Source organism: uncultured Wocania sp., from assembly GCF_964021735.1.
Taxonomy (GTDB): domain Bacteria; phylum Bacteroidota; class Bacteroidia; order Flavobacteriales; family Flavobacteriaceae; genus Wocania_A.
The window spans coordinates 1-11,386 of record NZ_CAXIBN010000105.1 but is presented as its reverse complement, the minus strand read 5'-3'; the positions used below and the strand labels follow the sequence as shown (position 1 = coordinate 11,386).

Below are 11,386 nucleotides of genomic sequence, written 5' to 3'. Positions count from 1 at the left end.
GGTAACGCTCAAAAAATTAATTTTAAAAGAGCGGTTTTAATAGTATCTTTGCGCATTAAAATTTACACACAGCATTTATAATATGTCGCAATTATCAGAGCAAGAACTTGTACGAAGAGAAAAGTTAGTAAAATTACGCGAATTAGGCATTAATCCGTATCCAGCGGATTTATATCCAGTAAACCACACTTCAAAACAGGTGAAAACCGAATTTGAGGAAGGTAAAAAAGTAATTATTGCTGGAAGATTAATGCTAATAAAAGTACAAGGAAAAGCAAGTTTTGCGCAGTTACAAGATGCTGAAGGTAAAGTACAAGTATATTTTAATCGTGACGAAATTTGTACTGGCGATGACAAAACCAAATACAATGATGTCTTTAAAAAGCTATTAGATTTTGGAGATTTTGTTGGAATTGAAGGTGAATTGTTTATAACGAAAGTTGGTGAAAAATCGGTTCGTGTAAAAGATTTTACACTTTTAAGTAAGGCTTTAAAACCATTACCATTACCAAAAGAAAAAGACGGAAAAATATATGATGCGTTTACTGACCCTGAACAACGTTATAGACAACGTTATGCAGATTTAGTAGTAAATCCACATGTGAAAAATGTATTTGTTAAGCGTACAAAATTGTTTAACGCTATGCGTGGTTTTTTTAACGACGCTGGTTATTTTGAGGTTGAAACACCTGTTTTACAACCTATTCCTGGTGGTGCTGCGGCGCGCCCATTTATTACACATCACAACGCTTTAGATGTGCCTTTATACATGCGAATTGCTAACGAATTGTATTTAAAACGATTAATTGTTGGTGGTTTTGATGGTGTTTACGAGTTTTCTAAAAATTTTAGAAACGAGGGTATGGATAGAACCCATAATCCAGAGTTTACTGCCATGGAAATTTACGTTGCTTATAAAGATTATAACTGGATGATGAATTTTTGTGAGCGTTTATTAGAACATTGTGCTATTGCTGTTAACGGTACAACAAAAGCAACTTTTGGTGAACACGAAATAGATTTTAAAGCGCCTTATGCCAGAGTAACTATGGCAGATTCTATAAAGCATTTTACAGGATTTGATATTACTGGTAAAAGCGAAGATGAAATTAGACAAGCTGCCAAAGATTTAGGTGTTGAAGTTGATAATACCATGGGTAAAGGCAAACTTATTGATGAAATTTTTGGCGAAAAATGTGAAGGTAATTATATACAACCTACGTTTATAACAGATTACCCGAAAGAGATGAGCCCGTTGTGTAAAGAGCATCGTGATAACCCAGAATTAACAGAACGTTTTGAACTGATGGTTTGTGGTAAAGAAATTGCCAATGCGTATTCTGAATTAAACGACCCTATAGACCAACGCGAACGTTTTGAGCACCAATTAAAACTAGCCGCTAAAGGTGATGATGAAGCTACCGAGTTTATAGATTATGACTTTTTACGTGCTCTAGAATATGGCATGCCTCCAACATCGGGTATGGGCATTGGTATGGATAGATTAATTATGTTTTTAACCAATAATCAATCGATACAAGAGGTTTTATTCTTTCCGCAAATGCGACCAGAGAAAAAAGCTATTGCTTTAAGTGATGAGGGAAAAGCTGTTTTAGAAATACTTAAAAAAGCTGAAAAACTAGAATTAAACGACTTAAAAGCAAAGTCTAGTTTATCAAATAAAAAATGGGATAAAACCATTAAAGAGCTCACTAAAAACAAGCTTGCTAAAGTTGAAAAAACGGATGAGAGTTTGTTTGTTAAAATAGTTTAACACTAAGCTCTAAAAGGTTTTAATAAAACTAAAAGCCAGTAATTTTATGTAAAATTACTGGCTTTTTTACCAACTAAACTTAACTAACCTTTTAAACCTATATTATAAAACTACTTATAGAATAAGTTCTATGCAAATAGACGGTAAACATCTAAATAATTAATACATATTTAGAAATGTTTAACGCTTATAGATAATAATTTATATTTTATTTAAGAAATAAGAAAAGACTTGTTAAAATTTTAAGACTTTAAAAGAAGGTTTTTACTTAACTAAAGGTTCTTTTCAACCCAAAACTCTTATAGTATTTTACTTGTATTTGCTCGAAAGTTCATAATGAACGTGAATTTATTTTATTTTATTGTATAACTTAAAAAAAACTATCTTTAGTAAAATTATCTGTTTCTAATTTTTTCAAAACTAAACCAATATATTGAATGAAACCAATATCTCTATTTCTGATTTTATCGCTTTACTTTTCTTTATTTATTAATGCCCAAAACACAACCATTATTCATGCTGGAACATTATTAGCAAACCCTGGAAATAAAGCTGAAACTAACAAAAGTATTATTGTTAAAGATGGCATTATAAAAGATGTTAAAGATGGTTTTATTAACGCATCAGATTTAAAGTTATCAGATTCAACTGTAACCATTATCAATTTAAAAAATAAGTTTGTCCTTCCTGGATTTATCGATTTACATACACACATTACACAAGAACGAAATCCAAATAGTAATCCACATGAATGGACAACACTTAATGATGAAGATTTAGCTTTCAGAACCATTCCGTTTCTAAACAAAACACTTATGGCAGGATTTACAACCGTTAGAAACTTAGGTGCAGATTATCAACTTATAAATTCCATTAAACGATCAATAACAAGAGGTGATATTAATGGCCCTAGAATTATTGCTGCCACTGGTGCAGTATCTGCAACTGGAGGACATGGAGACGCTCATGGATATAGACCTGAAATTTTAAATGCTTTTGAAAAACGTGTAGGCGTTTGCGATGGTGCTGATGATTGCCGAAGAGCCGTTAGAGAACTCGTAAAACAAGGTGCTGATGTTATTAAAATTACTGCAACAGGAGGTGTTTTAAGCAATACTGCTGCGGGAGTTGGGCAACAACTTACCGATGATGAATTAAAAGCTATTGTAGAAACTGCAAATAGTTTAGGCAGAAAAGTAGCGGCTCATGCCCATGAAGCAGATGGTATTAATGCCGCTTTAAAAGCTGGTGTTAATTCTATTGAGCATGGATCATATTTAAACGATGAATCTGTAACATTATTTAATAAAACTGGCGCATATTTAGTCCCAACTTTATTGGCTGGTGTTTCGGTTACTGAGGAGTTAAAAGTTAACAAAAATATCCCACCTGCTATTGCAGATAAAATTCGTCAGGTTGGTCCTGTTGTTGAAGCATCTTTTAAAAGAGCTTTGAAAGGAAGCGTAAAAATAGCTTTCGGGACGGATTCTGGTGTGAGTGTTCATGGAACTAATGCCAGAGAATTTGAACTTATGGTTAAATACGGAATGGATGAAAATGAAGCTATAAAATCGGCTACTATTACGGCTTCAGAATTATTAGGAATGTCTGATAAATTAGGAACAATTACTACGGGAAAAATTGCAGATATTATTGCTGTTGATAAAAATCCGTTAACCAATATTTCATCATTACTGAATGTTGGTTTTGTTATGAAAGAAGGGAAAGTCTTTAAAAAATAGAATATCTACAGAAGTATTTTTTTTACTTTTGAATGATAATCTTCAAACTCAATCAAATTATTATGACCTCCACCTTCAATAGTAATAAAATTCAAGTTTTCAATATTTAATTTTAAAAGTTTTTCAGCTGAAGCATAAGGCACAACCCCATCGTCTGTTCCTTGAAATATGGTAATCGGGCAACTTACTTGCTGAATATATTGATGCGTTGGAAATTTATATTTTAATAATTTTTCAACAGGAAACATAGGAAATCTGGATTGCGCCACGTCTGTAATACTATAATACGGTGTTTCTAAAATAAGTTGATTTGGTTTGTTTTTTGATGCTAAATACGTGGCTATTCCTGTACCTAAAGATCTTCCGTAAAGCGTAATTTCATTTTCTTTATATCGTTCTTTTAAATAATCATAGCAATACTGAGCATCCTTGTAAAGTGCATCTTCACTTAACTTACCTGTACTTTTCCCATAGGTTCTGTAATCCATTATAAGCACATCATATTGTTTTTCAACAAAATATTCAGCTATCAATCCCCAACGTGATAAATCACCTGCATTTCCATGAAAATATAATATCACCCCTTTAGGGTTTTCTACTTTAAAATGAATGGCATTTATAACAGCATCTTCTTCTGTTTTTAAAAATAATTCTTCAAAAGGTTTCGAAAATTCAAACACGTAATCTTGCTCTAAAACCGTTGGAAAAAACAACATTTTTTCTTGCAAAAAATATAATAAAGAGCCAACCATAATGTAGATGCTTAAAAGAAATAAAACGCCTTTTTTAAGCTTTTGTTTTAGTGGGTTTTGAAGTGTGTTTAACATGAATACTTGTAGTTGATAAATCGATGTCGTGGGGTTTTTGGTTAAGTATGTCGTGAATCATTTTATGGTAAGATTCAAAATTATTTAAGTTTTTATGTCCGCCACCAATTACTGAATGTAGCTTAGTAAGTTTTGGGTTGACTTGTGATAATTTTACACTGGTTTTATAAGGAATTAAATTATCATTGGTTCCATGAATAATGTGGATTGGGCATTGTACATATTTTAACCATTTATACGTTGGCAATGGATATTTTATTAAAATACTTAACGGCATAAAAGGTGCATAACTCGCTGTAACCTTTGTTAAACTATAATATGGCGCATCTAAAATGAGCATTTTTGGGTTATTCATTGAGGCTAATTTTGCTGCAAAACCAGAACCTAGTGAGCGGCCATAAAGTATAACCCTATCTTCGGTTGTGTGCTCTTTTATTTTATTATACACTTCTTGTAAATCGCGCTTAATGGCTTTTTGCGAACGTCTGCCTGTGCTTTTTCCAAAACCACGATAATCTACCATAAGCACATTGTAATTGTGTCGTGTAAAATCGACTGCAAATTTGCCCCAACCTTTTATGCTTTTTGAGTTTCCTTTTAGGTATAAAACAATGCCTTTTGATTCTCCTTTAGGTTTAAAAAGAATACCGTTTATAATAGCACCATCTCTCGTTTCAAGATTATGTTCTTCGAAATCTTGATTCTCATAATTAAACTGAAAATCTTTTGGTAATTTTTCTGGTTTAAACAGCATATAATCTTGCAAATAGTACAAAGCAATACTTATTGCAATGTAAACTATCAATACAATTATAAGGGTATGTAACCAATATGGCATATTAAAAAACACGTTAGATTACTAATATACAATAAATCAATCTATTGTTTTTTCAATGTCTTTCTCAACATATTCTTTAATTGAAATACCGCTTATAACAACGTCACTTAAAACCACTTCACCATTTTTAATATACACTAAAGCATAGGTGTTATTTTTAATAGAATCACGTTGATTATTTCTTACGGCAACCTCGGCATCATAAGCTTTGGTTTCTTCCATATAATACCGATTAAATGGTAAATTAAAGTTTAGTTTCTGATCTTTTTTATTATACCAAACAACCTCAGCAATAAAAAAATCTTTATCTAAATTTACAAGTGTTTTACTAACCGCGTTCACTTTTGCAAAACCTAAACTATCAGTCTCTAAATAAACATAAACTTTATCCTTTCTATCCCAAACTGTATCCGTTGTTATAAAAGAATTTTGCTCGTAATTCAAGTTAATGTATTTACCTCTATATGGGTCGCTAGGATCTACAGGTTGTGTTTTAAATTTATAAGCTGTACCGTTTGTTATAATTGATTCTTGGTTAAAAATCATTTGTGCTGGCACGAATAATTGAGCAACTGCGACAGCTATAAATAGTATGAATATGTGTATTGTTTTCATCTGTTTTTGTATTTTTTTTCAATCTTTATATTTATTAATAATCCCAAAATCAAAAGGTGTCCAATAGCAGCTTTTTAAATCACTTGTTTTGAGTGCTGAATTCACCCAAGAGTTACAGGTTTTTATAATAGAATAGCTGCCTTTAGCTTTATAAAAATCGTCATTAAAAGCATAGCCTTTATTTTCCAAGATTATTTTATTTCTGTCTTTATCAAATTCAAAAGCATTTAAAATATACATGTTGAGTTTTGATAGTTGCTTTTCATTCAGACTAACAACCGTCCATTTTGGATTTTTACCTAAATATCTTGTTAAATGAATCAATGAGTTGCCTTTTAAAAACATGGCACTAAAAGCAGTTTTAAAGGTTAAATCATTCCATGTTGGTGTATTCAAATAAAAATTTTCGTCTCCCCAACCAAAGGACAAATATTTTTCACCTTTCATTTTAAGCCCTTTCTTTAAGGCATCGTCAACATCACTTACAGGAATTACAATATCTAAATGAACGCCGTTTGTACTTAGATATATTGTCTTTTCTGCGTTTAAACTTGCTTCACTTTCATTTACTGTAATTGATGTTAACACTAATGAAATCAAAAGATAAATTACAGGAATTGCCAAAACTCCTAAAATTAGTTTTAATATTTTCTTTAAGAATTTCATTATTTAATCTTTGTTTTCTTTTGTCTTTTCAACATCATATAATTGGTAAAAAAGAAGCCAACGCCAACACTTACAAATAGTAAACCTCTAACTACAAAACTCATATTCGTATCGAAAAAACGACATACAATAAGCGCTGTTATTATTAGTAATCCGTAATTTAAAATACCAAAATGAAATTTATCTGCACCAATTTTTATGGCAATGATTCCTAAAGCTAGAATGAGTAAATTAATTAATAGTATTGAAATGAAGTTACCAGACATTCCTACAAAAAAGATGACTGTAAAAATGATAAATACGTATTGAAATAGGTTGAAATTTTGAATCCATTTTTTTGAATATGAATAAACTATAACACCTAATGTTATTAAAAAAAGCGCTATTGACACATAAAACTCTTGAGTACCAAATACAATATCGTGTCGTAAAATATCTTGCCACAACCATTCAAAACTTGTTAATAATAACATGTAAATTGTGCCTAAGGAGCCTAAAATTAGATAGCCATTTCGTCTTAATTTTTGATTATCGAAAAAAGGCAACTTCCCAATATTATATAGTAATCCGAATAAAATAACATACATTAAAAACCCAAATTCTCCACTTTTATCTATAAAAGTTCCCAACACAACAATGACACTTAAAGGCAAAAGCCAATTAAAAATAGACGTGATATTATGCAATGGTTTTTGCTTTAATAATTGATAGTAGTGCGGTAATAAAACAGCTAATAGCAATATATACATCCACGGAGTTTTGTTGTCATCAAAATACCCAAAAGCACAAGCGTAGTTTATTGCAAAAACTATATGCAAAATTGCCAATGCATTTGATTTTAAAAGATAAATTAGCGGTGCGCATAGCAAAACCCAAATTAGTATATAACTACTAAAATTTCCTGGAATATTATAAATCTGACTTATTAAAGCCATACTTGCGCCAACTGCGAAAAATAAAAATACGCCTGATGCTTCTTTCCATGTTGCACTCTTATTTTTTAAAATAGAATAGCCTACAATAAATTGCCCAATAATTAATGGTGCAAAAGCAAAACCTGTTTTTATACTTCTAGAAAAATTATCCCAATTGTGTGCCAAAATTAAAATAATACCGAGACCAACTAATGTTGAGCCTAATACTGCAAAAACTGTAAATAACCGGTTTGGAGTATCGATCTTTTTAGATTTATAATAATTCTCGATGTTGGTAGCAACTTGGTTTGAAATGACTTGCGCTTCAACAAGCTCTTTTATATCATTTTGAATTTTTGTATTCATAATTAATTTTTTTAAAATCTAATTTAATCTAGATAAAATAATACTACCCCAAGTTAATATCATGGTAATTAAAGATAAAATTGACACACAAAATGCATACGATTTTACATTAAATTTTATTCTGATAAACTTTCTTAAAGATAAAAACAATATTACAGGTTGAATTAAAAGACTTGGAATTGTAAGCATTTCTTGAAAAACACCTATTAGCACAAAATTCATTTTAAAAACAGTAGAATTAAGATAAATAAAAAGTAAAAATACAGACGTAAAAACGCTTATGTATAGAATACTTTTATCTGTAAATTTTGAGTTCATGTTCTAGCTTAAAAAATTTAAAAATACTTCTTGAAAAGGATCTCTGTTAACTACGGTATAATAAAATATAGCACCTAACCACCCGTGAAAAATTCCCATGGCATAAATATTTTTCATTTTTAAATAGATATATCCATAAAATAAGGCTAATAAAAATGTGCCTATCATTAACCATATTGAAGGAAAATGAACTATAGAAAACAAGAAAGCTGTTATAAATATAATTGAAAATTTATTCAATTTCCTTTTATTAAAATCATTTAAGTTTCCAGCTATTAAAGCAATAGTTATAAACTGTTGGATACTTCCCCAAATAGGATATGTAATTAAAAGGGGTAAAAGATGCCATGTTAAATTAATTGTATTTTGATAAAACCCAATAACTATAAATAAAATTATCGAGATTATTGCAAAAGGTAACATTAACTTGACAGTCTTTTTAAAATTATCCGTTCTAAACCCCCAATATTTTAAAATATTTTCTTCTTGTTTATATCTATAAATAACATAAATACTCCATGCTACGATAACAAGAACAACAAATGGTAATCTAAAATCAAGAAAATCCATAAAAACAAATTTTCCTATGGCAGTAAATATTACGGCGACAATTTCAAGTATTCTTATTTTATCTGAAATCAATTTTTTTTCAGAAAATTCTAATAAATCTTTCGTGAGTTTTGGCTTCATTTTAAAATAGATTTTTAAAACCTCGCAGCCAAAAACCACGAGGTTTAGGGTTAACTAACCATCATCAAAACAACCCTTTGTGTTTTTGTTTTGATTTTTTGCGGTAATTACTATTTATCGTCATCAATAGACCTATCGATATATTGTACATCTCTGGTGTTTTTTTGCACGGCAATAGCTGAGAATAAACTCAACAGAAAAGACATGCCGTAAAACCCTTTTTCACTCAGTAATAAATCGGCATTCCAAAGTCCAATTACTAAAAGCACAATTGAAGTAACTGTTGTAAACCAACTAATACTATAATAAATTTCGGTAACCGGAATATCTTCTAACTTATCTCTTACAGCCTTTTGCACTGAGATAACTGAAAACAATCCAAAAAGTAGAATAGTAAAATAATAACCTTTTTCGTTAAGTAACATATCAGAATTCCACAAACCTATGCAATAAGATGTCATTCCTATTAAAAGAGCTGTCCAGGAAGCCCCAATGAATGCCGCAGTAGGTTTTTGATCGAAAATTTTAACTTCTTTTTTAATTTCTGGTTTTTTAGACTTATCATCTAAAGACACCGTTGTTTCATAATTCATAATTTTTGTTTTAATGATTACAAGGCAAAACTGTGAAACTTAAAGAATCTGTGAAATACTATTTTTAAATAAAACTGACGATATATTATTTATAATTAATCATAAAATTACTATATTTATTGATATTTAAAATGTTTTAATGACGATTAAATGAATGATTTAAACACTATTATTTCTACCTTTTCTAATGAAGACCAACAGCGTTTTACAAATTATTTAGAAAAAAAGAACAAACGTAATGATACTAAAAATGTTCAATTGTTCAAGTATTTACTGCATGACGATTTAAACTCGAACGAACTGTGTTTTAAACTCTACGGAAACCAAAGTAAAGGTGCATATCATGCTTTAAGAAAACGTTTATACCAATCAATAATCGATTTTATTGCTAATACAAGTTTACAAGAAGAAAAAGCTGTTGATATGCAAATTATTAAGTACATATTGGCAGCACGTACTTGCTTGCAAAACAAACAACACAAAGTGGCTTACAAAATTTTAGATAAAGCCGAAATATTAGCTGTAGAGCATCATTTATTTCCGTTATTAAACGAAATTTATCACACTAAAATTCAATATGCTTATGCACATCCTTCAATAGATATTAATCAACTTATTTCAAAATTTAAAAGCAATCAAAAAAGGCATCAGTTAGAAGATCAGCTCAATATTGTTTATGCAAAAATCAGACAAACACTTCATAACAATATATATAAGGGTCATGTTGTAGATTTTGAAACCGTTCTAACCGCAACCTTAAAAGAGCACAATATAAGTTTTAGTGAATCTATGTCGTTTAAATCACTTTATCAACTAATAGCTATAAATAGTTTTTCGGCCTTTGTAACTAATGATTATTTAAAAATTGAACCTTTTTTAATCAACACTTATAAATCTATAATTGAGTATAAAGACCGAGAAAAGCAATTGTATTACCATATTCAAATTCTATATTTAATTGCCAATACTTTATTTAGGAATAAAAAATTTAAAGATTCCCAGAACTATTTAAACTTAATGCATCATTATATGAAGCAGAAACGAAAAAAGTATTACAACACTTTTAGGCTAAAATACAACCTACTTATCAGCCTTAATTTAAACTACACCAACAATCAAGAGAAAGCTATAAATCTGCTAAGTGCTCTTGTAAAAATTAAACATCCAGATGTTGAGACTTTGATAGATATTCGTTTAAGTTTAATTATGTTTTATTTTCAAAAAAATGATTTTAAAACTGCGTTTCGGCTATTTTCAAAATTCTATCATACCGATAAATGGTATACTGAAAAAGCAGGCAAAGAATGGGTGATTAAAAAACATTTAATGGAAATCTTATTGCATATTGAACTGAAAAATATTGATTTAGTAGATTCTAGGTTATTAAGCTTTAAACGAAATTATACTAATTATTTAAAAGAAATTAATCAGCATCGTGCTCTGATTTTTTTATCTTTAGCCGAAGATTGCTATAAAAACCCCGAAATAATAACCTCTGTAGCTTTTAAAAACAAAGTTGAAAATGCTTTTGAATGGATTAGTAAAGACAGAGAAGATATATTTGTTATAAGCTTTTATGCTTGGTTAAAAAGCAAAATGGAAAACCAGCCCCTTTACTACACAACTTTAAATTTGATTGAATTGTAAAACCTGCTTGCTTACAGGTTTTACATATGATAAAAACACTATTAATTGTCTTTTCTTTTATTGGATTACCTTCTCTATACGCTCAACAAACAGACAGTTTATCTATAAAAAATGGCATTGACAATCCTAATATTTTAACAACACATCATTTCGGGATATTTAGTTCGCGTATTCACCAAAACTTTAAAATAAAGCCTTCAAAAAACACAACTTTTGGCATAAATTATAATAGCGGTAACAATTTTCATCCTTTTGTTGAAACCTATTTACCAAGAAACCCTGAAGTACGCAAAGCATTAAGTGAGGTGATTTGGTATGCTCGTAACTTCACTTTTGTAGACCACGAAACCACACCAGCGGATTATATGAATATCGTTATTGATGCTGTTATAAAAG

11 protein-coding genes are annotated in these 11,386 nt (G+C 29.9%); 4 read left to right on the top strand and 7 right to left on the bottom strand.

Annotated elements, in window-relative coordinates; all coding sequences use genetic code 11:
- The first annotated feature begins 82 nt into the window (after positions 1-82).
- Entirely contained in the window at positions 83-1,774 is a 1,692-nt protein-coding gene (lysS, locus tag AADI82_RS10180) for a lysine--tRNA ligase (RefSeq protein WP_341216336.1), read from the top strand.
- 437 nt (positions 1,775-2,211) lie between these two features.
- Positions 2,212-3,516 (top strand): amidohydrolase family protein, encoded by a 1,305-nt coding sequence (locus AADI82_RS10175; protein WP_341216335.1) that lies wholly within the window; start codon positions 2,212-2,214, stop codon positions 3,514-3,516.
- Positions 3,517-3,521: 5 nt separating this feature from the next.
- Here the strand turns inward: AADI82_RS10175 and AADI82_RS10170 are convergent, their stop codons facing one another.
- From AADI82_RS10170 to yiaA, 7 genes are all read right to left on the bottom strand, one after another.
- Positions 3,522-4,343, bottom strand: a complete 822-nt coding sequence (locus tag AADI82_RS10170) for an alpha/beta fold hydrolase (RefSeq protein ID WP_341216334.1) — start codon at positions 4,341-4,343, stop codon at positions 3,522-3,524.
- Complete coding sequence (locus tag AADI82_RS10165; RefSeq protein WP_341216333.1) at positions 4,303-5,181, bottom strand: alpha/beta fold hydrolase; 879 nt, start codon at positions 5,179-5,181, stop codon at positions 4,303-4,305. The genes AADI82_RS10170 and AADI82_RS10165 overlap by 41 nt, the downstream gene beginning before the upstream one ends.
- A gap of 36 nt (positions 5,182-5,217) precedes the next feature.
- Positions 5,218-5,796: a GDYXXLXY domain-containing protein gene (locus tag AADI82_RS10160; protein WP_341216332.1), complete on the bottom strand. Its 579-nt coding sequence runs from the start codon at positions 5,794-5,796 to the stop codon at positions 5,218-5,220.
- A gap of 18 nt (positions 5,797-5,814) precedes the next feature.
- Entirely contained in the window at positions 5,815-6,462 is a 648-nt protein-coding gene (locus tag AADI82_RS10155) for a DUF2459 domain-containing protein (protein ID WP_341216331.1), read from the bottom strand.
- Positions 6,462-7,742 (bottom strand): DUF2157 domain-containing protein, encoded by a 1,281-nt coding sequence (locus AADI82_RS10150; RefSeq protein ID WP_341216330.1) that lies wholly within the window; start codon positions 7,740-7,742, stop codon positions 6,462-6,464. The genes AADI82_RS10155 and AADI82_RS10150 overlap by 1 nt, the downstream gene beginning before the upstream one ends.
- 321 nt (positions 7,743-8,063) lie before the next feature.
- A complete protein-coding gene (locus tag AADI82_RS10145) occupies positions 8,064-8,750 on the bottom strand; it encodes a CPBP family intramembrane glutamic endopeptidase (protein ID WP_341216329.1) in 687 nt (228 codons plus the stop codon).
- A 110-nt stretch (positions 8,751-8,860) separates the two neighbouring features.
- A complete protein-coding gene (gene yiaA / locus AADI82_RS10140) occupies positions 8,861-9,343 on the bottom strand; it encodes an inner membrane protein YiaA (RefSeq protein ID WP_034041219.1) in 483 nt (160 codons plus the stop codon).
- Positions 9,344-9,493: 150 nt separating this feature from the next.
- On the opposite strand from yiaA, the gene AADI82_RS10135 reads away from it, so the two are divergent.
- Both AADI82_RS10135 and AADI82_RS10130 read left to right on the top strand, forming a co-directional pair.
- Positions 9,494-10,990 (top strand): hypothetical protein, encoded by a 1,497-nt coding sequence (locus AADI82_RS10135; RefSeq protein ID WP_341216328.1) that lies wholly within the window; start codon positions 9,494-9,496, stop codon positions 10,988-10,990.
- A gap of 26 nt (positions 10,991-11,016) precedes the next feature.
- The coding region (locus tag AADI82_RS10130) for a hypothetical protein (RefSeq protein ID WP_341216327.1) at positions 11,017-11,386 on the top strand (370 nt) is incomplete at its 3' end.